Source organism: Paenibacillus sp. FSL F4-0243, assembly GCF_037963295.1.
In the GTDB taxonomy this organism is placed as follows: domain Bacteria; phylum Bacillota; class Bacilli; order Paenibacillales; family Paenibacillaceae; genus Paenibacillus_AQ.
Window position 1 is genome coordinate 47,632 of record NZ_CP150151.1, and the last position, 24,548, is coordinate 72,179.

Below are 24,548 nucleotides of genomic sequence, written 5' to 3' on the forward strand. Positions count from 1 at the left end.
TTGTTTTTACGGGAAAAGCTGAAGGTGGGTGAACGCCTTGAAAATGTATGAGAAGGCACCAGCTAAAATTAATTTGATGCTGGATGTGCTACACAAGCGTGCTGACGGTTTTCATGAGGTGGAAATGATTATGACCATGGTAGATCTAGCAGACCGTTTAGAGCTGTCTGAGCTGCCAAGGGATACTATTATAATATCAAGTCAAGCGGGTTATATTCCCCTAGATGAGAAGAACCTGGCCTTTCAAGCGGCTAGGCTTATTAAAGAGCGTTATAACGTGAAGAGTGGTGTACATATCCATCTGGATAAAAGAATACCGGTGGCAGCTGGCCTGGCTGGCGGCAGCAGTGATGCAGCGGCTACCCTACGTGGTCTGAACCGACTGTGGCGCCTAGGTATACCTGCGCAGGAGCTGCAGGAGCTTGGCGCTGAGCTTGGCTCAGATGTGCCTTTCTGCGTTACAGGTGGCACTGCCTTGGCAACAGGTCGTGGCGAGAAGCTGACGCCGATTAAGAATCCTCCGCAATGCTGGGTAGTATTGGCTAAGCCACCTATCAATGTATCGACTGCGGAAGTATACGGACGTGTGCGGAGCAATAATATAGCTGTTCATCCTTCGGCTCGAAAGATGCAGGACGCGATCGAAGCTGGAGATTTTGGGGGCGTGTGTAATCATCTGGGCAATGTGCTTGAGGATGTTACCCTAAAGCTACATCCAGAGGTCCAGCAGCTCAAAGAGGCGATGGTTAAGCTCGGAGCAGACGGAGTGTTAATGTCCGGCAGCGGTCCTACAGTGTTCGGTTTAGTGTCCAAGCAGTCTAAAGTAGCAAGAATTTATAATGGACTGCGAGGGTTCTGCAAGGAAGTCTATGCAGTGAGATCACTCAATTAGTATGCTTCTCTTGTGTAAACCCGTACAAAAGTGATATATTTTTCATAAAATATTCGGTTTTGGCGAGGAGCATTCCGTGAAGAAATTAAAAAGAAGCCAACGTTTGGTAGACATGACTCAGTTTTTACTTGAGCGGCCACATGACCTACTGCCGCTGTCTATATTTGCCGATCGGTATGGAGCGGCTAAGTCCTCCATCAGTGAAGATTTGGCAATCATAAAAGAAGTATTTGAAGGTGAGGGCATTGGAGAGCTTCAGACCTTAGCCGGTGCAGCAGGTGGAGTACGTTATATTCCTGTGATGCCTAAAGAAATGGCGCTCTCTTTTGTTAAACGTTTATGTGTGCAGCTGGAACAGACAGATCGGATATTGCCTGGTGGTTATTTGTATATGTCGGACCTGCTTGGACTGCCATCTTTGATGGAGCAAGCTGGGAAGATCATCGCAACGGCCTTTTATGGATCGGAAATCGATGTGGTGATGACAGTAGAAACTAAAGGGATTCCGCTAGCCTATGCAACGGCAGCACAGCTCGGCTTGCCAGTGGTGCTGGTACGACGTGATCATCAGGTTACAGAAGGCTCAGCAGTAAGCATTAATTATGTATCTGGATCACATAAGAGCATACATACCATGTCTCTTTCTAGACGAGCACTCAAGGAGAAATCACGGGTACTCATTGTAGATGACTTTATGAAGGCAGGCGGGACCGTTCGAGGGATGGTTGATTTACTCGGTGAGTTCAATGCCGAAGTTGCTGGAGTGGGTGTGTTGGTCGAATCAGGTGCAGTAGAGACGGAAGAGCGTCTGTTGCATGACTATGTTTCTTTAGTGAAACTAAGCGAGGTAGACTCGAAAGAGCGGCGGATTTCCGCGCATCCGGGTAACTACTTTTCCTCTTGATAGATTGACGTTTCTTTGTTTTCAAAAAGCGTGGAAATTGTCGAAAACGTAAGGGATATTAAGAAAATCACCCGATGCGTGTCGAAAACAACAGATCCTAAAAAATATATTTCTTTTTTAGGTATTTTATGGAATCAAAAAGAAGGAATTCGCTTTGCTGTGTGGAATTATACACCAAGTCTCTGATGGAAAAAGGTGGTGAACACACACATGCAAATTACGGATGTCAGACTCCGCCGCGTTAACTCTGAGGGGAGAATGAAAGCAATCGCATCCATTACAATCGATAACGAGTTTGTTGTTCATGACATTCGCGTCATCGATGGTAATAACGGGATGTTTGTTGCAATGCCCAGCAAGCGTACACCGGATGGCGAATTCCGCGATATCGCTCACCCGATCTCTTCGGGAACACGCGAGAAGATTCAATCCGCGGTTCTGGCCGAGTACGATCGCGCCGCTACTGAAGAAGAAGAAGAAGTTATTGAAGAGGGAGCTTAGGCTGCCTCGGAAGACGGCTACCTTTTGGGTGGCGTAGGATCCGCCGTTTTTGATAAGATCATACCGAATATACTTCATGACTTAAGCAGCTTGATCTTGCAAGAAAAGCTAGCGCTAGTGAAGGATTTGACGACATCTTCGAAAGGCAGCGATAAATGCTTTTCTAACATGGGGTTTATAGAAAAGAGAACCATGACTTCATGGTTCTCTTTTCTTTTTGCCCGGAATGAGATATATTCAGTAGTGAGTTCAAGAGTAGGAGGTTGGCATTCTTGAAAAGAATGGCTGTAGTTCTTGCCGCAGGTCAAGGCAAGCGAATGAAATCTAAATTATATAAGGTGCTGCACCCCGTTTGCGGTAAGCCAATGGTAGGGCACGTGCTTGATACAGTAGAAGCGACCGGATGCCAGCGCACCGTTGTTGTTGTTGGGCATGGCGCAGAGAAGGTTAAGGCCTATGTAGGGCAAAGTGCGGAATACGTGCTGCAGGAAACTCAGCTCGGTACTGGTCACGCTGTCAAACAAGCTAAGGATTTGCTCGGTGGTGAAGAAGGAACGACGATTGTTGCTTATGGTGACACTCCGCTTATTACATCGGAGACGCTGATAGGATTGATGGCTCTGCATGAGGAGCGTCAGGCGGCAGCGACTGTATTAACCGCAGTAATGGATGATCCATCTGGATTAGGACGGATTATACGTAGTGAAGATGGCGGCTTAATGAAGATCGTAGAACAGAAAGATTGTAATGCCGAACAGGCAGCTATTCATGAAATCAACACAGGAATTTATTGCTTTGATAACATCAAGTTATTTTCGGCTTTAGAGAAGGTTACTAACAGCAATAATCAACAGGAATATTATTTGACAGATGTTATCAGTATTTTGCGTGAGCAAGGTGATCTTGTTTTAGCATTCCAGACTGAGGATGCTAACGAGTCTATTGGTGTTAATGACCGTTTAGCTTTATCTGATGCGGAAGGTATTATGCGTCAACGTATCAACCGCAAACATATGCTGGGTGGCGTAACCATAATCGATCCTGCCTCCACATATATCGGAGCAGATGTAGTCATTGGGTCGGATACAACGATCTATCCAGGAACCATCTTGAAGGGTAAAACTGTAATCGGTGAGAACTGTGTGATCGGACCGGCAAGTGAAATCGAAGATTGTCAGATCATGGACGACGCGACGATTAAGCAGTCCGTATTGAATCAAGCACAAGTTGGCGCACGGACTACCGTTGGGCCTTTTGCCTATTTGCGTCCAGGTTCTATACTTGGAGAAGAAGTGAAGGTTGGAGATTTCGTCGAGATCAAGAATGCTACGATTGGTGACGGTTCTAAGGTGTCGCATCTTAGCTATATTGGCGACGCATCTGTGGGTAAGAATGTAAACGTCGGTTGCGGTGCGATTACTGTTAACTACGACGGGTATAATAAATTTACGACAACAATTGAAGACGATGCCTTTATCGGCAGTAACGTTAACCTTATTGCACCGGTTTCTGTGGGCAAGGGGGCTTTTGTTGTAGCTGGTTCGACAATTACGCGTTCCGTTTCAGAGAATGATCTGGCTGTTGCCAGAGTACGGCAGGAGAATAAACCGGGATATGCAGAGAAGATCCGTTCCCGTGCAAAAGCGAAGAAAGACCACTCGAGTCCATCGTAAAGCGTTGCTAAGAAGCGCCGGACGGACTTGAATTTCCGCGCCGGCGCCTTTGGAAAGCTAAATTCCGTCACGGAGGGTTTAAATTTTATGACTTATTGTGATTCCAAATTAAAGATTTTCACCTGTAACTCCAACCCAAAGCTTGCTAGTCAAATCGCTGATTACATCGGAATTCCGATGGGTGAATCGCATACTACAAGTTTTAGCGATGGAGAAATTCAGGTCAAGCTGTCAGAGAGCGTTCGGGGTTGTCATGTGTATATTGTTCAATCCACCTGCGGCCCGGTTAATGACAACCTAATGGAGCTTTTAGTTATGGTGGATGCACTCAAACGCGCCTCCGCAAAAAGCATCAATGTGGTTATCCCTTACTATGGTTACGCTCGTCAAGATCGGAAAGCTCGTTCCCGTGACCCTATTACAGCCAAGCTGGTAGCAAATTTGATTGAAAAAGCCGGCGCCCACCGTGTAATTACGATGGACCTCCATGCTATGCAGATTCAGGGATTCTTTGATATTCCAGTGGATCACTTGCTGGGAGTTCCTATCCTGGCTCAGTATTTCCGTTCCAAACAAATCGAGAACCCAGTTGTCGTATCGCCAGATCACGGCGGTGTAGTACGTGCAAGAAAGCTTGCTGATTTCCTGAACGCTCCGCTTGCAATTATAGACAAGCGTCGTCCAGAACCGAATGTCAGCGAAGTCATGAACATTATCGGTAATATTGAAGGTAAAACAGCCATTCTGATCGATGATATTATCGATACTGCTGGAACCATTGTACTTGGTGCTAATGCTTTGATGGAAGGCGGCGTGAAGGAAGTATACGCTTGCTGTACACACCCAGTATTGTCTGGTCCTGCACATGAACGTCTGGAGAATTCTCCAATTAAAGAGATTATCGTGACAGATACGATTCCAATTCGCAGCGCGAACCCAACTTCTAAACTCAAAGTGTTGTCCGTGGCTCCACTTATGGGTGAGGCAATTATCCGCGTTCATGAAGAGTTGTCGATTAGTAAATTGTTTGAGATTGAATAAATATAAGGATAATGTATAGCGTGAAACTTATACATTCTTATATTGTACAAAAGGGTTACACCTCCGCTCTCGGAGATGTAACCCTTATCGGCGTGATGCAGGTAGAAGCGCTGGCTTCAATACCCGGCGCGGGAGACGAAGGTGAATATGCTGCGGTTATAGAGTGTCCCTTGCAGCTCCACGAATCCTTCGTCCACTGCTGTCAATACACCAATGTCAATGTGCACGTCGCCTCTGTATATTTCCACAGGCACAGCATATTGGATATGGTACTGAAAATCGCGCTGATGTGTTAAGATTCCACTTTGATGTAGCATAGGTTATCACCTGTCTTCGGAGTATAATTTCGCTCTGGTTGCACAGAGATATGTAGATAAGATCTATTGTACCAAAAACGGACTTCTCTTGCCGGAGAGCCCGATGGAAAGGAAAGGTTCGATAATGAAATGGATTGTCGGATTGGGAAATCCGGGAACACAATATGCGAAAACAAGGCATAATGTTGGTTTTATGGCATTGGATGAGCTTGCGGCTCAGAACGGGATTTCCTTCAACCAAAGCAAATGTAAATCCGTGATCGGTGAAGGGGTTATCGGGGGAATCAAAACCGTATTGATTAAACCGATGACCTTTATGAATTTGTCCGGTGAGGCCGTTCGCGCTTATATGGATTATTACAAAGTTAAACTAGAAGATATGATCGTCGTCTACGATGATCTAGATACCGAAATCGGAAAAATTCGCTTGCGTTATCAAGGTAGTGCTGGTGGGCATAACGGAATTAAATCGATCATTCAGCATGTAGGTACACAAAGCTTTAATCGGGTACGCATGGGTATTTCTCGCCCTGAACCGGGTTTTGCAATAGTGGATTATGTTCTCTCTTCATTTCCTAAAAAGGAAGGCGATCCTCTGAAGCAGATGATCCTTAATACTTGTGATGCACTGGAGTTCAGCTTACAGAATTCATTCGAACAGACGATGGCTAAATTCAATGGTTGATCTGTAAACTCTGTTGGTTATGAGGCTAAAGATGATGCTCCCCGGACATACTGAAGGTATATAGTACCTTCAGGAGGCATATAGATGGCAATAAACTATGTATGTAGGCACTGCAAGACATCTCTAGGCAGCATTAATAGAAGTGATGTTACAGAAATGCAGTTGGGCCTTCATTCCTTGACCCCTGCGGAGCGCAGAGATATAATAGCGTATAATTCAGAAGGTGAGATCACGGTAAAGGTGACTTGCGACTATTGCAAGGAGGCTTTAGAGCATAATCCGGAGCTTAGCCTGCTGACGAGTCCGCTTCAGTAGGTGATAGCGCCTGTCTCTATCGTCATCCGCAAGCCTTGGCGTTACAGCTGAGGCTTCTTTTCGATTCCAATCATAATAGGTGACGGTGGCTTTGGCTCCCGTTAGCCTGTTTAGTAAGAGAGGTGCGCCTGTTGTTACAAGGTATTATAGAAGCTTTTTCCAAGGATCCCGATTTCCAGTCTATCACCCAGGGTGTAGCTGCAGGTATGAAAGAACAGCTCATATCGGGGCTTACAGGTTCAGCTAGACAGATCATGCTTGCAGCACTGCATGAAGAGACAGCTCGTCCCTTGCTTGTAGTGACTCATAATATGTTTTCGGCTCAGAAAATGGCCGATGATTTACAGGAAGCGCTTTCCCCGGAACGAGTTCTGCTCTATCCTGCTAATGAACTTGTGGCTGCGGAAGCGGCTGTCTCAAGTCCAGAGACATTAGCCCAGCGTATTGATGTACTGACCAAATGTGCTCAGGGCTTCCGTGGTATTGTTGTGGTTCCCTACTCGGGAGTGCGCAGACTGCTCCCTGCACCAGAGGTTATGGCAGAGGCACAGGTTACGGTTTCTCAGGATGGAACGCTTGCTCTGGATGAATTCTTGATGTCCATGATCGAAATGGGTTATGAAAGAGTAGAGCGGGTTGAGAATCGCGGTGAACTGAGTGTAAGAGGTGGAATTATTGATTTTTATCCAATGACTTCTCCTTTGGCATATCGTGTTGAGTTATTTGATGATGAGGTTGATTCGATCAGAACTTTTGATCCAGTCGATCAGCGTTCTATTGATAAAGTACGAAGTGTGAAGATTACACCGGCTAAAGAGATTATAGCGAGCAGGTTTCGCCAGGAATCTGCTTCTGCTGAAGCATCTGTTATGCTGGAACGACAGCTTGAGAAAATGGCGGATCGGCAGGCTAAGTTGCGTCTAAAAGAAGAAATTGGACGCGAGCTAGAAATGCTGCGCGAAGGAACCTATTTTCCTGAAATCTATAAATATATCAGTCTTTTATACCCTGAACGCTCTCATTTATTTGATTACATGGCCCAGGATACGATTCTTATTCTCGATGAGCCGACAAGACTGCTTGAAACGGCGAAACAGCTCGAAAGAGATGAATCGGAATGGAACCTCCATCTGATGCAAAACGGCAAAACATTGCCGGATCTGGATCTCTCTGTCGAGACAGATGTTGTGATGTACAAACGTCCGTTCCAAAGCCTGTTTATGTCGATCTTTTTGCGCCAGGTCCCACACATTCAACCACAGAACATTCTTGGGTTTATTAGTCGTGGGATGCAGGATTTCCATGGTCAGATGAATGTGCTTAAATCGGAAATGGAGCGTTGGCAGAAGTCTGGTGTAAAGGTAATGATGCTTGCGAGCAGTGAAGAACGGATTGAACGTGTGCGCAGAGTCCTTTATGACTACGGCATTGATGAGCCAACGATCGTACAAGGAAACCTGGGTTCAGGCTTTGAGCTGCCTTCTATTCATTTAGCCGTTATCACTGAAGGAGAGATGTTCTCTCAGAAGCAGCGGAAGGCACGGAAGATCTCCAAAGGGATAGATAATGCTGAACGGATCAAGAGTTATACTGAGCTGAAAATTGGTGATTATGTTGTTCACCAGAACCATGGTATCGGTAAGTATATGGGGATCGGTACGCTGGAGGTCAGCGGTATTCATCGCGACTATATGCATATTTTATATGCGGGTGGCGATAAGCTCTCGGTTCCAATTGAGCAAATTGACTTGATTCAGAAATATGTCGGTTCAGAAGATAAAGAGCCGAAAGTATATAAATTAGGCGGTAATGAATGGACGCGGGTGACCAATAAGGTTCGCTCTTCCGTTCAGGATATTGCTGATGATCTAATCAAACTGTACGCTGAACGCCAAAGTGCAGCAGGGTATGGTTTTGAGAAGGACACACAGGAACAGCGTGAATTTGAAGAAATGTTCCCTTACGAGGAGACTCGGGATCAGCTTCGAGCGATTGAAGAGATTAAGAAGGATATGGAACAGAATCGTCCAATGGATCGGCTCCTTTGTGGAGACGTTGGATATGGTAAGACGGAGGTAGCTATACGAGCAGCCTTTAAATCAGCGATTGAAGGTAAACAGGTGGCTGTGCTGGTACCGACAACGATTCTAGCTCAGCAGCATTATGAGACCTTTCGGGAACGCTTCGCAAATTATCCGCTAAATATTCAAGTCCTAAGTCGTTTCCGCAGCCGTAAGGAGCAGAATGAGACGATTAAAGGCGTTCGGGCAGGAACGGTTGACGTGGTTATTGGTACCCACCGTTTGTTGTCTCAGGACCTTGTATTTAAGGACTTAGGTTTATTGATCGTGGATGAGGAACAGCGATTTGGCGTGACTCATAAAGAGAAGCTGAAGAAGTTAAAAACGAATGTAGATGTTCTTACCCTGACAGCAACTCCAATTCCTCGTACATTGCATATGTCGATGCTGGGAGTGCGTGATTTGTCTGTCATTGAGACGCCGCCGGAGAACCGTTTCCCCGTCCAGACTTATGTTGTTGAGCATAGTCAGACGCTTACGCGGGAAGCTGTAGAGCGTGAATTGGCTCGTGGCGGTCAAGTCTACTATCTCTATAATCGTGTGCAGGGCATTCAAGAAATGGCCGCTCAAATTTCTATGCTTGTTCCTGAGGCTAGGGTAGGCATTGGACATGGCCAAATGTCGGAAGCGGAGCTGGAGAAGACGATCCTTGATTTTCTTGATGGAGAATACGATGTGCTGGTCAGCACAAGTATTATTGAGACGGGTGTAGATATTCCTAACGTAAATACACTTATTGTGCATGATGCCGATAAGATGGGCTTGTCTCAGCTCTATCAATTACGTGGACGTGTAGGCCGGTCCAACCGGATTGCGTACGCCTATTTTACCTATCAGCGGGACAAGGTTCTGACTGAAGTGGCAGAGAAGCGGCTGCAATCTATCAAGGAATTTACGGAACTGGGTTCTGGTTTCAAAATAGCGATGCGGGATTTATCTATTCGTGGTGCCGGTAACTTACTTGGTGCAGAACAGCATGGCTTTATTGCATCCGTGGGATTTGATCTATACTCACAAATGCTGGCGGAGGAGATCCGCAAGCGTAAGGTTACTGTGCTTGGAGAGGAAGATACCTCGCTCAAAGAGGGCAATACCGTCATTGATTTGTCGATTGACGCATATCTGCCGTCCGAGTATATTTACGACAGTATCCAGAAAATTGAAATCTACAAAAAGGTTGCGGCAGTAACATCCTTCGATGATGCTTCTGAGCTTGAGGATGAGCTCTTGGATCGGTTCGGAGAACTGCCTGAAGCAGTTGTTAATCTATTAACTGTGGCTCGTCTAAAAGTGTATGGAAAAATGTATGGCATTGATTCCATGATCAGACGTGGTGATGATGTTACCCTGAATTTCTATGAGGGAAGTCTTGGCGCTCTGGATACGGCCAAACTCGCCAAAGTTGGAAATAGCTTCGAAAGACGTGTACAATTCGATAGAGATGCTAAAGCCAGTATCCGAGTAAAGTCGAAAGACTTAAGTGATAAACAGCTGCTTGACTTGCTTGAACAGTTTCTTAAGGAAGCTAAACAGTCTTTTAAATCGAAGGGAGAACTACACAATGTCGTTAAATAAAAAAAAATCATGGAAAGTACTGCTCGTTTCATTGGTAGCAGCGGTTTCCTTTTCTATGCTAGCAGCATGCGGTAGTAGTGCTGATGATAGCAAGGCAGTTGCGACTTATAAAGGTGGAACAATCACAGAGAAGGAATTTGCGATGGATCAAAAAATCATGAAATTCCTCTCCCCGCAGCAAGCGCAATATTTAGAGATTGAGGCGTTTAAGGAGTCTATTTTGAAGCAGGAAGTAGGCTTTGAATATTTGGCTTCCAAAGCAACGGATGAAGCGAAGAAGCAGGCGAAGAAAGAGGCTGATAGCCAAATCGCTGACTTGAAGAAAGCTCTGGGCGACACTTATAAGAAAACACTTAAAGACGCAGACGTTACAGAGGGCGATATCCATAGTTATATGGAGCGTGTGCTGACGGTTTATCAGGATATGCTGCTTAAAGTGACAGATGATCAGGTTGTCAAAGAATTTGAAGCTACAAAAGGTGACTTTACGGTAGCGACTTTGCGCCATGTGCTAATCGGTCTGACAGATGCTAACAACAAAGAGCGCACTAGCGAAGAAGCACTGAAAATCGCGAAGGAAGTTAAGGCAAAGCTGGACGGCGGAGCTGATTTTGCAGCAATCGCTAAGGAATACACTGACGATACAAGCTCTAAGGAAACAGGCGGAGAATATAAAGATAAAGCTGTAGGAACGTATGTAGACGAGTTTAAGAAGGCTGCTCAAACCTTGCCTTTGAATACCATTAGTGATCCTGTAGAGACTTCTTATGGTTACCACATTATCAAAGTGGAGTCCCGTACCGACAAAACCTTTGATCAGTTAACGGATGAACAAAAAGAAGGCATTAAGAGCTCCATTGTGTCCAAGAACCTAGAAGCGTTCATGGAGAAAGATCTGGAAGGCATTATTGAGAGCATCAATCTGCCGAAGAGCTCTGCTGCCGCAGATGAATCCGGAACAAAAAATAGCGGAACAGAAGCCACTACAGCGCCAAGCGCATCCCCAAGTGCTACAAAAGCTGCTGAATAAACATCGGTAAAAATGGACAAGCTTACCTTAGAAAAGCCATCCTCACTTAATGTGAAGATGGCTTTTTATTTCGAAGAAACATCTTCAGAACGGCCTTTATCTTGATGCAGATATTAATACATGTCAGCTTATGTATAAGGATCTGGGAAGAGATGAATACTATGGTCAGATATTACGATAAATCACTGGGATTATCCTTTCCCATAATGGACAGTAGTAAGACCATACTTCTTAAGAAAGCGGGGCACATGTGAAATGAAAGCTACTGGAATTGTTCGGCGTATTGATGATCTCGGACGAGTGGTTATTCCCAAAGAAATTAGACGTACTCTACGGATTAGAGAAGGCGACCCACTGGAAATTTTCGTCGATCGGGACGGTGAAGTCATACTCAAGAAATATTCCCCGATTGGCGAGCTTGGTGACTTTGCAAAAGAGTACGCGGAGTCCTTGTTCGAGGGTACTGGGCATATTACGATGATTGCTGATCGTGATACCTTTATTGCACTGGCTGGTGGCTCCAAGAAAGACTATTTGGAAAAACAAGTAGGAATTCTTTTGGAGAAGGTCATGGATAGTCGTAAGACTGTACTGGAAACCAACGAAGGCAGTTATGAAATCGCTAAAGATCATCCGGATTTGGTGTCCTCATATGTAGCCTCACCGATCATTTCCGGTGGAGATCCTATTGGTTGTGTAGTGATGGTAAGTAAGGATGATTCAGCGAAAATGTCGTCAATGGAAGTGAAAATGTCCGAAACCGCCGCCGCATTCCTTGGCAAGCAAATGGAGCAATAACCGTAATGTAGACCCCGCTTTCCTTTTGGTAAGATATACAAAGGGCAAACGGGGTTTTGTCGTTCTTACAAAACCGTTTCTACTTGTGGGTATACATACGTTATAATATAGAAATTCATCCCATTAAAGTTGTAGAAGCAGGTACTTTATGAAATCTAACTCACAAACATCACGATTGCTGCAAGGGGCATTTATTCTAAGTGCAGCAGCGATTATTTCAAAGCTTATAGGTACACTCCAAAAAATCCCGCTGCAAAATCTAGGCGGAGATGCGGTATTTGGTATATACAACACGGTTTATCCTTTGTACACGATGTTGTTGACGGTAGCGATGCTGGGTCTGCCAGCGGCCATATCCAAATTTGTCGCTGAAGCCTCTGCAGGAAGGCGGGATGACGAGGGTCGGCGGATTCTGCGGTTATCTGCGGTTATAACAGCCATAAGCGGTTTGGTTATCGGAGCAATCACCTATGCAGGTGCGCCGATTATAGCTGGGTGGGTCGGCAACTCGCATGTGATGCCCGCTTTGCGGGCAAGTGCGTGGGGACTTGCGGTTGTTCCAATCATGTCAGCTCTTCGGGGTTACTTTCAGGGTCTTCATAATATGGTTCCGACGGCTGTGTCACAAATTGTAGAGCAGTCCGTACGTGTTACAGTAATGATTGTACTGCTCTTATACCTGACCTCACTGGGTGCAGGAGCTGAGAGCATTGCTGCTGGCGCCTTGCTTGGCTCAGCCGGGGGAGGGGCAGCAGGGCTTGTGATTATGCTGCTATTTTTGCGACGTCATCGGCGGGTGTTAAGACAAGGTTCCCCTTTAGATGCTACCGCTTCTATCGAAAGTCAGGGTTTAAAGCTGCCCAATGCAGATAATGAGGGGCGTTCAAATCAACGGATTATGGGCGTTAAAGCAGGGGCCTTGCTGGCTTATGGAATTCCCGTGATGCTTGGCGCGCTCGCAATGCCTCTTATCGGTCTTGTAGATGTATTCACTGTACCTCGCTTGCTATCCTCTCTAGGAAGCGAAGTGGAGGCAATGACACAGTTTGGTATATACAATCGTGGTTTGCCACTAGTGCAGATTGTAACGATGATTGCCACTTCTTTGTCTGTTGTGTTCATACCAGCCTTAGCAGAGGCGAAGTACAAGGGAGATATGAAGCTGATCGAGAACCGTTGCAGCTTGTCGCTGCGTTGGTTCTGGCTGCTAGGGCTGGCAGCGTCAGCGGGCCTTGCAGTGCTTGCTGAGCCGATTAATATGGCTCTTTATGGCGACACCGCCGGCAGCAGCACTATGACTTGGCTGGCCTTAACCGCTGTTGGCGGTACGGTCAGCATCATCTCGGCTGCACTCCTGCAGGGCCTCGGCTACGTGCGCGCCCCGGCCCTGCACCTTTTGGCCGCCGCGCTGCTCAAGGCGGCCCTGAACCTGCTGCTGGTTCCGCAGCAGGGCATTACCGGCGCAGCCATCGCTGGCGTGGCCGCGCATTCGTTCGCAGCAGCGCTCAACGTGCTGCTGCTGTATCGCCAGGGCCATCTGCGGCTTCGCCTCGCAGATGCCCTGGCACGGCCCGCGCTGCTCACAGCGGGCCTGGCTCTTGCCGCTGCAGCCACCAGCTGGGGCGTGGACGCTGCGGCTACGGCCGCTGGCATCGGCGGCGGGCGCACTGCCAGCTTGGCGCAGAGCCTGCTCGGGGTGCTCGCAGGCTGCGCTGTCTTTGCCGTAGGGGCTATAGTCCTTCGGCTCCTTAGCGAGAGCGAGCTTCGCCAGCTTCCAGGCTTCGGCCCGTCCCTGGCGGACAAGCTGAAGAAGCTGCGCTTATTCCCTTAATCAACGTTTACATCACAATATAAAAATGCGGTCTGCTGAGACAGCCGCTTAAGAGGAGGAACAGACATGAGTGCAACATTAACGGTCGTCGGTCTGGGTTCAGGCAACCCTGATCGATTGACGCTAGGAATTATAAAGAAGCTGAAGGCAGCATCCGTTGTCTATGTCCGCACAAAAGAGCATCCAGTCATGGCTGCCCTCTCCGAGCTTGAAATAACTTCACAGTCCTTTGATGGATTGTATGAATCTTTATCCTCGTTTCCAGAGGTGTATGCAGCGATTACTTCAAAACTGATTGAAGAGGCACAAGCAGCAGCAGACGGTACAGATATTGTTTACGCGGTTCCGGGTCATCCTATGGTTGCGGAATCAGCGGTTTCGCAGCTGCGCGAGCGGTGTCCTGAGGAAGGCATTGAACTGCAAATATTGGGTGGGGAGAGCTTTCTCGACGAGGCGTTTGTTCGACTGGGGTTTGACCCCATTGAAGGGTTTCAGTTACTAGATGCTTCAGGCATTCGCAGTGCTCAGCTTCAGCCTGAACTACATACTCTGATTGGTCAGGTGTACGATAGCTTTACAGCCTCGGAGACAAAATTATGTTTGATGGAGCTGTACCCGCCTGAATATGAAGTTGTTGTGGGGCATGCACTCGGTGTCGAGAACGAAGAAAGTATTGTAAGAGTCCCACTGTACGAACTGGATCGACTCGACGGTTATGGCAACCTGTCGTTAGTTTATGTACCTGCCAATCGTGACGAGAATCTAAGAAATCGTACCTTTGCCCGTCTGCATGAGATTGTCGATATTCTTCGAAGCCCGGAAGGTTGTCCATGGGATCGGGAGCAGACACATGAATCCCTGCGCAAAAATTTAATCGAAGAAACCTATGAAGTCCTTGAAACGATTGATGAGGATGACCCTGATCATATGAAAGAGGAGCTGGGCGACCTTTTGCTGCAAATTATGCTTCACTCTCAAATGGAGGAGGAGCTTGGCACGTTTAACGTGTATGACGTCATTGAAGGGCTGAATGATAAGCTTATCTTCCGTCACCCTCACGTATTTGGGGATACCAATGCGAATGATGCCGAAGAAGCGCTGAAGAACTGGGAGGGCATGAAGGCAGAAGAGAAGCGGCGTAAAGGTGTGAAGCCAGAGGAATTATCCGTTCTTAGTGGTGTTCCGCGTGACCTGCCTGCTCTTATGAAGGCATACAAGCTTCAGAAAAAAGCATCCAAGGTGGGCTTTGACTGGGACAACGCTACGGATTGCATAGCCAAGATTCGTGAGGAGATCGATGAGCTGCAGGAGGCGATTGACACCGATGCGGCGACAGATGATCAAATTCTGGAACTTGGGGATTTGTTGTTTGCAGTTACGAATGTCGCTCGTTTTATCGGTGCAGATCCGGAAGAGGCATTAACCCGGACTAACCGCAAATTTGTGCGCCGGTTTCAATATATTGAGCAAAGCTTGCAGCGCAAGGGAACGAGCGTAAAGGATAGTAGTTTGGAAGAGATGGAAGAACTGTGGCAAGAGGCTAAGGCTGAGGAGCGAAAAGTCTAGTAATTCACAGCCCCTTTACGGTATATGGACTCAAAAATGGGGCAATGCTGTGGATGTAGCTTTTATTTTCTGATTTAGAATGTGGCCAGTAGTTTAATAGTGCTATAGAATAGATTCTGCGACGATTTCTGAGAAATAACTGCTTCTTTTTTAAAAAAACGACGAATCGTGGCAGGATTTTAAGGTGACATCAAGAATAACATAAAGACGAAATGCGATTCGCCCCATATTATGGTGGTGATTCTCGTTTCATTTATTTTTTCGTATCCTAGGAGGAACTTTAAATTATGAACAAGACAGATTTGGTAAACAACATTTCCGAGAAAAACGGATTGGCAAAAAAAGATGTAGAAGCAGTATTGAACGGATTCTTGGGTGAGATTACAGAAGCTTTGGCAAAAGGTGATAAAGTCCAACTGATCGGTTTCGGAACTTTTGAAACTCGCAAACGTGCAGGACGCACTGGTCGCAACCCGCAAACGGGCACAACGATTGAAATTCCAGAATCGACTGTACCGGCTTTCAAAGCTGGTAACAAGCTTAAAGAAGCCGTTAACTAATGCGTCTTGACAAATTCCTGAAAGTGTCCCGTTTAATTAAGCGCCGTACAGTGGCCAAGGATGTGTCCGAACAAGGCCGGGTACTGATTAACGGGCGGGAATCTAAACCTAGTAGTGCAGTTAAGATCGGTGACGAGATTACTGTACAATTTGGACAAAAGCTTGTAACGGTCAAAGTAGAAAAGCTGGTCGAAACGACTCGCAAGGACGAGGCCGCTGGTATGTATACTCTAGTTCGGGAAGAGCCTGTTGCCAAAAGCAGCGGACTGGACTGGTAAGAGTAATAGAAGAAGGCATAACTTTACATTTTGTAGAGTTGTGCCTTCTTTTTGTTTCTATTATTTTTAGTGGGACGGGATGTTCTATAACTTCTGCCTCTGCCATAGATTAGAGGTAAGAAGGAGGGGTACATGCTATGATCGAGCCAGGAAAGGTAAACAAACAGCATGATCTGCACATGCGCAGTCGGAAGCAGCTGGAGTTGACGGGCGTGCAAAATGTGGAGAGCTTCGACAGCGAGGAATTTTTGCTTCGTACAGAACTCGGCCATCTCACCATTCGCGGGAATCATTTACATATCAAAAATTTAAGTCTGGAGAACGGAATGTTGTCCCTAGAGGGCAATGTACATTCCCTGATTTATCTCGATCCCGGATCGCAGGGCAAAAATAAAGGTCTGCTCGGTAAGCTATTTAAATGAATCCTGCAGTCCAGTGGGTGACGCTGTTCTACATGATCATGGCCGGGCTGGCAATGGGACTGGCCTATGACAGCTACCGGGTGCTGTCGCTGAAGTTCAATTTTCCCAAATGGCTGAATGCCATGCTAGATCTACTGTATTGGCTTTGGGCCGCCTTGCTCGTTTTTCGTATGCTGTATGCCGGAAATCAAGGACAATTGCGGTTTTATGTCTTTCTAGGTTTGTTTCTAGGAGTATGGATCTATTTTTTAATCTTCAGTGTTACGGTGCGGCGTTTTGTGTTAAGGTTAATTCAATCGGTTCAGTATATGTGCAGGTTGCTGTGGAGACTTGTGGAGATCCTGATAGGTACACCTCTTCTCTGGCTTTGGCGATTTATTTTAGGGCTGCTAAAGCTACTAGGTCGTATTCTGCGGTTCATCTTTAAGCTTCTGCTGCGTCTGACCAAACCAATTTGGGTATTACCTGTTAGGTGGATCTCTCCACAGTTATCGCGGCTGACACATAGCGCCTGGATTGTGAAGATCACTGAATGGATTACCAAATGGCGGAAACGCTGACCTTGAATTAGGGGGTACGTTGCATGAACAGATTTACTGCGGAAGAGAAAAGTAATCATAGCAAAAATTCGGCCGCAGGCGCGAAGAGAAGAAGATTTATGTGGATTGTCTTTGTGGCAGTATTTTTTGGTTGGGCGAGTTATACTTACTTCGCTCAAAGTGCGGTCATTGCGGACAAGGGTGAGGAACTTGCAAAGAAACAGGAGACTAGTGAGGATGTCATGGCATCTTTAACTCAATTAAAATATGAATTATCCAGACTTAATGATGACGAGTATATTGGCCAATTAGCACGTAAATGGTACAATATCTATCCTCAAGGGGAAACTCCTATTCGAACAGAGCAATCAGAGCAATAATAGCGGCGAAAAGAGGCTTTTACTCTGTTGCCTTGCTTTGCTCTTTACTGTATAATCAAATCACCGCAGACAGGATGACCTTAATATTCGTCTGTATATTTTTAAGGGAGGATCATTTTATTCTATGGCAATTGAAGTGGGCACCAAGTTAGAAGGCAAAGTGACAGGCATCACGCATTTCGGAGCATTTGTGGATCTGTCAGGAGGTGTCACAGGTCTCGTTCACATCTCGGAAATCGCCGATAATTATGTCAAGGATGTTAACGATCATCTGAAGATTAGTGATGTAGTAACAGTCAAGGTGATCAACGTCGATAAGGACGGCAAGATCGGACTTTCCATTAAGCAGGCTGTTGACAAGCCAGCATCGGAAGTACGTCCGCCTAGAGCTCCAAGACCAGAACGTCCTAGCGGCGGAGACCGTTTCGGCGGTGGAGGCGGCAGTGGTGGAGGCGGCGGTGGATTCAATCGTGAACGGGGTGGGCGTCCATTTAAGCCTGCAGCCGGTAAACCTTCATTCGAGGATAAAATGTCGCGATTCCTGAAAGACAGCGAAGAACGGATATCTTCGATTAAGAAGAACACAGAAGGAAAGCGCGGAGGCCGTGGAGCTAAACGCGTGTAATCCAATACCTGTACATCATAAATAACCGCAGGGGCATTTCGCCCTTGCGGTTTTTTTGTCATGTCATATAAAATTGCCGACAGCATCCATGACATTCTCACATAACTCTAGGGCAATCGCTGACGAAAGACCGCCGCGTCAGCGCGTGAAATTACGTTGTAAACAATCTTGAAACCAATCAACCTACCGTCCCGCAAGGGATAGAACCACTTTTTTACAGATCATGAATGAAGGCTTTTTTGTCGGAAATTTCTTGTGTGTGTCCCTCCATTTCTGACAAACTTTCTCAATTCCCCGGTTATATAATGAGAACCATAAATTCTTAAACGGGTGGTGTAGGGGAATGAGTAAAAGCAACGTGGTAAATTTGCCAGAGTGGACAAGAGTGGGAAGTGAAGATAAGAAGCAGAGACAAGCATTGCGCACGCGTATTACAGCTTGGGGTCAGAAGCAGCGGTATGTTCAGCTAATAGCAGCGAAGAAATGGATGCTATTGCTCAGTTTCATGGGGTTTCTGCTGGGTAGAGCCATGATTCTGGACGAACTATCCCCTTTTGCTGTCGCATACTTTGCCGTCATTGTGTTTATGCGTCGCGACTCTATTCTACCTGTAGCTGCAGCCATTATAGCTGGAAGTCTCTTTACTCCATTCCCTGGAGCTTTGGTTACTACTGCTGAGCTGATTATTTTCTTTTTAGTTTATAAAGGCTTGGAAAGTTATGAACGAATAGATTTATCCTATGCACCACTTATGGTGTTCGTGTCTTCGTTTATGGTTGGCTTGTTCCAGATTGTTATTGGACCTTCTCTTTCTTGGTATCCGCTTATGATGACAACACTAGATGCTTTACTAGGTTTTGTGCTTACACTTGTGTTCATTCAAGCGCTGCCTCTACTAACCTATAAGCAAAAAAGTAGAGCGCTCAGGAACGAGGAGATTCTGTGCCTTATTATATTACTTGCCTCAGTAATGACGGGCCTTGTGGGCTGGACCCTTAATGGTTTGTCTTTGGAGCATATATTGTCACGATATTTGATTCTACTCTTCGCCATGGCAGGGGGGGCTCCTCTTGGGGCTGCTGTTGGGGTGGTGACCGGATTGATTCTCAGTTTGGCGGATATTAGTGCTATCTATCAGATGAGCCTGCTTGCTTTTTCTGGAATGCTAGCGGGAATGATGCAGGGTGGTCGAAAAGGTGCAGTATCTATCGGGATGTTGCTAGGATCCACGATCCTTTCCGTCTATTTTACGGGTCCGGGTGATATGATGGCCTCAACATGGGAAACCTGCGTAGCGGTAGTGCTATTTCTTATAACGCCTAAGGCGATGATATCTGCCATTGCTAAATATGTTCCTGGCACGTCAGATCATAGCCGATCTCAACACGAATATGCGCGAAGGGTCAGGGATTTAACGGCAGAACGGGTGACGCAATTCTCACAGGTATTCCAGCAGCTGTCGAGCAGCTTTGGGCAGATTCCACGTGCCGGAGAAGTAGGGAAGTCAGACCGTGAGATGGAGGATTTCATGAGTACGGTGACAGAGGGGGCCTGTGCAGGATGCATTCGGCGTTCCCACTGCTGGGATGCAAAATTCTATCAGACGTATAGATACATGACAGATATGATGACTACTGTTGAGGAATGCCCTGATATTACGGCAGCTCAGCTGCCTCCGGAATGGAGCCGGATTTGCGGTAAGACTGGTGAAGTACTTGAAGTCATGAAAGGACAATATGATCTTTACCAACATGATATGCGATGGAAAAGACAAATATACGATAGTCGTCAATTTGTTGCCGAGCAGTTATCGGGCGTGTCACAGGTTATGGAGGACCTGGCGCGTGAAATAAAACGTGAGGGACAGGCTATGTATCATCAGGAAGCTCAAATCCGTGAGACATTGGAGAAATTAGGGCTGTCTATTCATAGTATCGAAATCCTAAGTTTAGATCCTGGGCGTGTAGAAATAGAGGTGGTGCATGCCTATACTCGTGGTTTTGATGAATGCCGTAAAATGATCGCTCCGCTCCTTTCCGACATACTAGATGAGAATATTGCTGTCATGAGCGAGACGGCAGTCCATCCTCGGGAAGGATTGTCGATGGTTACCTTCGGTTCAGCCAAAGCCTTTGAGATAAACACAGGAGTGGCCGTTGTTTCTAAAGGAGGAGATATGTTATCTGGCGATAGCTTCAGTACCGTGGAGCTTGGAAACGGCACCTTTGCAGTATCCATTAGCGATGGAATGGGAAATGGTGAGCGGGCGAGAATGGAGAGTAGTGCCGCCCTCGGTATGTTAGAAAAGCTACTGCAATCCGGTATGGATGAGAAGCTGGCTGTAAAGTCGGTAAACTCTATTCTCTTATTACGTTCTCCTGACGAATTCTACGCTACCGTTGACATGGCTTTGATCGATCAGTATTCCGCACAGACAACTTTTATGAAGATTGCTTCCGCACCGAGCTTTATCCGGAGGGGTAGTGAGGTCATTCCAATAACCTCTAGCAATCTGCCTATAGGAATCATTAAAGATATCGATGTGGATCTGATTAGCATGCAGCTTCGGGCCGGTGATATTTTGATTATGATGACGGATGGTATTTATGATGCGCCAGGATATGCCGTTAATAAGGAGATATGGATGAAACGGTTGATCCAAGAGCTCGAGGGGGATGATCCTCAAGACTTGGCGGATAGCCTGTTAGATAAGGTAATTCGTTATCAGGGCAATGAGATCCATGATGACATGACGATTGTCGTCAGTCGTGTAGATCATTTCCACCCAGAGTGGTCCAGTTTGCATATGCCTGGTGTTGGCCGAATGGAGCGTCCGCGTACGGTGAGCTAGATGGTTGGGCACGCGCGAAGCGTCGTATTGCCTGTATGTTTTAGCACGCGCGAAGCGTCGTGTTGCTTGTATGTTTTAGTACGCGCAAGGCGTCGTGCTGATTGTTTGAAGCACGGGCATAGTGCCGTGCTTGAATGGTAGTCGAGGCGAGTCTGTGATGTGAAACTCGCCGGTCTCTACTATTTACGTTTCAAAGTTTCGCTGACTTTGGCGCGTAATTTTTTAGATCTAAACTGTTTACTAGTGAAGGTACGGAACGGAGAGAAAGTTTGGAGCTGTAGAAGCGGAGCGTTCGCCTTTATTATTTGATTTCAACTGCAGAGGGCGGTTTTAATAGAGAAATCAAATAATAACAGCGATCGAAAGCCCAAACCTTTCTTGCAGTTCCCCTATTCACTATCCCCTTAGTTCAGATCACAAATTTCCCCAACAAAAGCGACCGTTTGAAATCTCTCATTTCTGGATATGCTAGAAACAGAGGTTCAAACAAAGGGGGAGTTGAGGGTTATGAAGCAAATTATGCTCATTACTGACGGTTGTTCGAATGTAGGAGAAAGTCCGGTGTTGGCAGCGGCGCATGCCCTGCAGGAGGGAATCACCGTAAATGTGGTTGGTGTAGTTGATTATGGTACGATCGGCGAGCTCGGAAGCCGGGAGATTGCCGACATTGCCAAGGCCGGGGGAGGCCTTAGCCGAATAGTCGGAACGCCACAACTGGCGCAGACGATTCAGATGATGACACGCAAGACCGTGGTTCAGACGATCCAACAGGCGGTTAATAAAGAGGTGAAAAAGATACTAGGCGATGGCTCACTGGATCAGTTACCTCCTGTTCAACGTTCACAGGTTGTTACAGTTGTAGATGAACTGACAGAAACAACACCGCTGCGCATTGCACTTCTTATCGATGCCAGTGCTAGTATGAAACCTAAACTGGGTGCTGTGGAAGATGCTATCCGCGATTTGGCGCTCAGTTTGGAAGCACGGGAAGGTAAGAGTGAGATTGCTGTATTCCATTATCCTGGAAATAACAGCAGCGAAGATGCCAAGCTTGATCTAGATTGGACCCATGACATGTCAGGTATTCGTACGTTATTCTCTAAATTACACATGAGAGGCGCGACACCGACGGGTCCAGCTATTTTCAAGGTGCTTGAACATTATCGTTATGATACACTGGATGAACATCGTGGACGCCGACTAAGTGATGACCACGACGAAAGAGAAGGGATGATTGGTGGGTATGTCGTCTAATCCGTCCTATCCTACTGGTACCTTAATTAACGGCAAATGGCGGGGTAACCGTTATGTCGTTGAGCGGATGCTGGGAAGGGGCGCGAACGGAACCGTATATCTTGTGCAAAGAGAAGGCAGACGGGAAAGGTACGCGCTAAAAATCGGATACGATACACTTGAACTTCAATCGGAGATCAATGTACTAACCTCGCTGCAATCACGGCGAAAGCGGAATGAGCATCGTGCTCGTCGTGAGAATCCATTGTCTTCTTATTTTTTGGAAGCGGATGATTTTGCGAATGGGGATAATGTCCCCTTCTATGTAATGAGGTATGTTGAAGGCAAACCTCTGCATCATTTTTTATCGAAAAACGGTCCCGACTGGTTAGGCCTGGTAGGGCTTGGTCTGCTTGATAAGCTGCGCACACTGCATGAATGCGGTTTTGTGTTCGGGGATTTGAAGCCGGAGAACGTCATGGTATCAAAGTACGGCGAAGTGGAGCTGATCGACTTTGGGGGCACAAGTCCTATTGGTCGCAGTGTGAAGCAGTTTACCGAATGGCATGACCGTGGCTTTTGGAATGCAGGCAGCCGCACGAGTGATGAGGGTTATGATCTATTCGCTTTTGCTGTACTGTGCCTCCGTCTTTTGAATGAAGAGGGGCTCAAGAAAGCTGCGCTACAGCTGCCGCAGACAAGAAGTGTAGATGAGCTGTTTAAGCTGGCTAGAAATCTACCCGACAAGAAACTATCCTCTTGGATTTGTTTGGCATTAAAAGGAGGTTTCACCGGTTCCGCAGATGCTACAGAGCTCTGGCGAAGCCATATTTACAATTCGCGTAGAAAGCGTCCTGATAGTATGGACACACCTCGCTGGCTCAAAAATGCTTTTGGGTTATCCTTGTTTGTGCTTGCCTTTACAATTTATTGGGTATTTCGGTTTTGAACTTATACATATAGTTAGAGAAAAGGGGGGCCGCATATGGAGCAAATGAATGGACTGGTGGAGTCAGTATTGGAGTCAGCAGCCGAGCACGAGCTGTGGGCGCCCCATGACACCATTGTAGTCGCAGTTTCCGGCGGCCCGGATTCTGTGGCTCTTTTGCATGTTTTGCATGAAATAGCTTTAAACGTTATGCCACTTACCTTAATATGCGCTCATGTGAATCACGGATTTAGAGCGGAGTCTAAGGAAGAGGCAGAGCTAGTACGTGGTATGGCTGAACAATTGGGACTGCCCTTTGAGTTGGCAGAATTCGATATTCCCTCTTTGGCTAAAGAGAGTGGACTCGGCCCTGAGGGGACAGCGCGCGAGAAGCGATACGAATTCCTGATTGATACCGCACACCGTTATGGGGCGCGCTCCGTTGCTCTGGCTCATCATGCGGATGATCAGGCAGAAACGGTGATTATGCGTCTATTGCGAGGAAGCGGTTTATCGGGGCTGTCCGGTATCAAGTGGAAAAGAACAGAAAAAAAGGTGGAACTCATTCGTCCATTCCTACGTATTAACAAAACGGCTCTTCTTGGGTTATGTCAGAATGAAGGTTTCACCTATGCCGAGGATGCGACTAATCTGCTGACGAAATACAAGCGGAATGCTGTTCGATTGGAAGTTCTTCCTTTTCTGGAAAGGTATAACGGCAGAGTAAGGCAGTCACTTGTGCAGCTTGCGGAAATTGCAGGAGCTGAGGATGAATATATGGAAGCATCTGCGGTAAAATGCTTTGAGGAGCTGGTTTCGGAAGGGGAAGGGAAATATACCTTTAACAGAGCTTCATTTGCGGCCATACCCTCCGCTTTACAACGGCGTTTGATTAAACTAATATTAAATTATCTGTCGGCGGATCTATCTGCCCTTGATTTCTCCAAGATTGAATCTGTACGTCGGGGAACGCTGCAGAGCTATCCCACCACCTGGAGTTTGGATTTAGGTGGAGGCCTGACTTGTGTGCGGCAATATGATATCATCTTGTTCTCGTCCAAGCCCGCGCAGCAACAGGCAAGCTATACATATCGTCTGTTTTTACCGGATTCCGAGCTTAAGCTGGAGGAAATAGGTAAGGTGATGTCGATGGCGGTGCTGGAGAGAGAAAACTTTTTTGTACAGGGGGAGGATTATGGGAAGATGTCGGCTTGGTTTGACCGTGATGAACTGGTCTTTCCACTAACGATTCGTTCCCGATTGCCTGGAGATACCATAAGAGTCATGGGATTAAACGGAAGCAAAAAGGTAAAAGATATTTATATTGATGATAAAATACCTGCTGCTGAACGCTCAATGATCCCCCTCGTTTGTGATGGTTTGGGCAATATCGTCTGGATTCCGGGCGTAAGACGCTCGATGCATGCCGCAGTAGGGCGGCAAACGACCTCGGTACTTCTATTGTCTCTAGCAGAGCTGGATGACCGTGAAGAAACGTAATGGTCGATGTAAGTCTTTCATAG

Annotated in this window: 23 protein-coding genes; 22 read left to right on the forward strand and 1 reads right to left on the reverse strand. The window is 46.6% G+C overall.

Going from position 1 to position 24,548, the window contains the following annotated elements; translation table 11 throughout:
• Positions 1–37 precede the first annotated feature (37 nt).
• The 5 genes from ispE to NSS87_RS00240 all read left to right on the forward strand — a co-directional run bounded on the left by ispE (position 38) and on the right by NSS87_RS00240 (position 5,011).
• On the forward strand, positions 38–892 hold the full coding sequence (gene ispE, locus NSS87_RS00220; RefSeq protein WP_042183839.1) for a 4-(cytidine 5'-diphospho)-2-C-methyl-D-erythritol kinase: 855 nt from the start codon (positions 38–40) through the stop codon (positions 890–892).
• Positions 893–968: 76 nt separating this feature from the next.
• Positions 969–1,796 carry a pur operon repressor gene (purR, locus tag NSS87_RS00225; protein WP_042183840.1) on the forward strand — a complete coding sequence of 276 codons (828 nt, stop codon included), beginning with the start codon at positions 969–971 and terminating at the stop codon, positions 1,794–1,796.
• 210 nt (positions 1,797–2,006) lie between these two features.
• A complete protein-coding gene (gene spoVG / locus NSS87_RS00230; RefSeq protein ID WP_042123119.1) occupies positions 2,007–2,297 on the forward strand; it encodes a septation regulator SpoVG in 291 nt (96 codons plus the stop codon).
• 272 nt (positions 2,298–2,569) lie between these two features.
• On the forward strand, positions 2,570–3,970 hold the full coding sequence (glmU, locus tag NSS87_RS00235; protein WP_042183845.1) for a bifunctional UDP-N-acetylglucosamine diphosphorylase/glucosamine-1-phosphate N-acetyltransferase GlmU: 1,401 nt from the start codon (positions 2,570–2,572) through the stop codon (positions 3,968–3,970).
• An 87-nt stretch (positions 3,971–4,057) separates the two neighbouring features.
• Positions 4,058–5,011, forward strand: a complete 954-nt coding sequence (locus NSS87_RS00240) for a ribose-phosphate diphosphokinase (RefSeq protein WP_036678796.1) — start codon at positions 4,058–4,060, stop codon at positions 5,009–5,011.
• A gap of 116 nt (positions 5,012–5,127) precedes the next feature.
• On the opposite strand, the gene NSS87_RS00245 is transcribed toward NSS87_RS00240, so the two are convergent.
• The gene (locus tag NSS87_RS00245; RefSeq protein WP_042183847.1) at positions 5,128–5,328 is read right to left on the reverse strand and encodes a hypothetical protein; all 201 of its coding nucleotides are present in this window, start codon (positions 5,326–5,328) and stop codon (positions 5,128–5,130) included.
• Positions 5,329–5,452: 124 nt separating this feature from the next.
• Here NSS87_RS00245 and pth point away from each other — a divergent pair, with 124 nt between their 5' ends.
• From pth to tilS, 17 genes are all read left to right on the forward strand, one after another.
• Positions 5,453–6,013: an aminoacyl-tRNA hydrolase gene (pth, locus tag NSS87_RS00250; protein ID WP_339244188.1), complete on the forward strand. Its 561-nt coding sequence runs from the start codon at positions 5,453–5,455 to the stop codon at positions 6,011–6,013.
• A gap of 84 nt (positions 6,014–6,097) precedes the next feature.
• The gene (locus NSS87_RS00255) at positions 6,098–6,328 is read left to right on the forward strand and encodes an anti-sigma-F factor Fin family protein (RefSeq protein WP_042123127.1); all 231 of its coding nucleotides are present in this window, start codon (positions 6,098–6,100) and stop codon (positions 6,326–6,328) included.
• Between the two features lie 131 nt (positions 6,329–6,459).
• Positions 6,460–9,984, forward strand: coding sequence for a transcription-repair coupling factor (gene mfd / locus NSS87_RS00260; RefSeq protein WP_042123128.1), 3,525 nt, complete (start codon positions 6,460–6,462; stop codon positions 9,982–9,984).
• Entirely contained in the window at positions 9,971–11,014 is a 1,044-nt protein-coding gene (locus NSS87_RS00265) for a peptidylprolyl isomerase (RefSeq protein ID WP_042183851.1), read from the forward strand. Before mfd ends, NSS87_RS00265 begins: the two co-directional genes overlap by 14 nt.
• 255 nt (positions 11,015–11,269) lie before the next feature.
• Positions 11,270–11,812, forward strand: a complete 543-nt coding sequence (gene spoVT / locus NSS87_RS00270; RefSeq protein ID WP_339244191.1) for a stage V sporulation protein T — start codon at positions 11,270–11,272, stop codon at positions 11,810–11,812.
• 148 nt (positions 11,813–11,960) lie between these two features.
• Complete coding sequence (locus NSS87_RS00275) at positions 11,961–13,643, forward strand: polysaccharide biosynthesis protein (RefSeq protein ID WP_339244193.1); 1,683 nt, start codon at positions 11,961–11,963, stop codon at positions 13,641–13,643.
• Positions 13,644–13,709: 66 nt separating this feature from the next.
• Positions 13,710–15,209 carry a nucleoside triphosphate pyrophosphohydrolase gene (gene mazG / locus NSS87_RS00280; RefSeq protein WP_042183855.1) on the forward strand — a complete coding sequence of 500 codons (1,500 nt, stop codon included), beginning with the start codon at positions 13,710–13,712 and terminating at the stop codon, positions 15,207–15,209.
• A 287-nt stretch (positions 15,210–15,496) separates the two neighbouring features.
• Positions 15,497–15,769, forward strand: a complete 273-nt coding sequence (locus NSS87_RS00285; RefSeq protein WP_036678778.1) for an HU family DNA-binding protein — start codon at positions 15,497–15,499, stop codon at positions 15,767–15,769.
• Positions 15,769–16,047: an RNA-binding S4 domain-containing protein gene (locus tag NSS87_RS00290; protein ID WP_042183857.1), complete on the forward strand. Its 279-nt coding sequence runs from the start codon at positions 15,769–15,771 to the stop codon at positions 16,045–16,047. Before NSS87_RS00285 ends, NSS87_RS00290 begins: the two co-directional genes overlap by 1 nt.
• A 137-nt stretch (positions 16,048–16,184) precedes the next feature.
• A complete protein-coding gene (gene yabP / locus NSS87_RS00295) occupies positions 16,185–16,469 on the forward strand; it encodes a sporulation protein YabP (RefSeq protein WP_042123140.1) in 285 nt (94 codons plus the stop codon).
• The gene (yabQ, locus tag NSS87_RS00300) at positions 16,466–17,029 is read left to right on the forward strand and encodes a spore cortex biosynthesis protein YabQ (RefSeq protein WP_076286874.1); all 564 of its coding nucleotides are present in this window, start codon (positions 16,466–16,468) and stop codon (positions 17,027–17,029) included. The genes yabP and yabQ overlap by 4 nt, the downstream gene beginning before the upstream one ends.
• Before the next feature lie 23 nt (positions 17,030–17,052).
• The gene (locus NSS87_RS00305) at positions 17,053–17,388 is read left to right on the forward strand and encodes a septum formation initiator family protein (protein ID WP_339244196.1); all 336 of its coding nucleotides are present in this window, start codon (positions 17,053–17,055) and stop codon (positions 17,386–17,388) included.
• 124 nt (positions 17,389–17,512) lie between these two features.
• Positions 17,513–18,013: a S1 domain-containing RNA-binding protein gene (locus NSS87_RS00310; RefSeq protein WP_036678766.1), complete on the forward strand. Its 501-nt coding sequence runs from the start codon at positions 17,513–17,515 to the stop codon at positions 18,011–18,013.
• 343 nt (positions 18,014–18,356) lie between these two features.
• Positions 18,357–20,864 (forward strand): stage II sporulation protein E, encoded by a 2,508-nt coding sequence (gene spoIIE / locus NSS87_RS00315; protein WP_339244197.1) that lies wholly within the window; start codon positions 18,357–18,359, stop codon positions 20,862–20,864.
• Between the two features lie 507 nt (positions 20,865–21,371).
• A complete protein-coding gene (locus NSS87_RS00320; protein WP_042183866.1) occupies positions 21,372–22,118 on the forward strand; it encodes a VWA domain-containing protein in 747 nt (248 codons plus the stop codon).
• Entirely contained in the window at positions 22,108–23,046 is a 939-nt protein-coding gene (locus NSS87_RS00325; RefSeq protein ID WP_042193073.1) for a serine/threonine protein kinase, read from the forward strand. The genes NSS87_RS00320 and NSS87_RS00325 overlap by 11 nt, the downstream gene beginning before the upstream one ends.
• Before the next feature lie 36 nt (positions 23,047–23,082).
• Complete coding sequence (gene tilS, locus NSS87_RS00330) at positions 23,083–24,525, forward strand: tRNA lysidine(34) synthetase TilS (protein WP_042183868.1); 1,443 nt, start codon at positions 23,083–23,085, stop codon at positions 24,523–24,525.
• Positions 24,526–24,548: the final 23 nt, after the last annotated feature.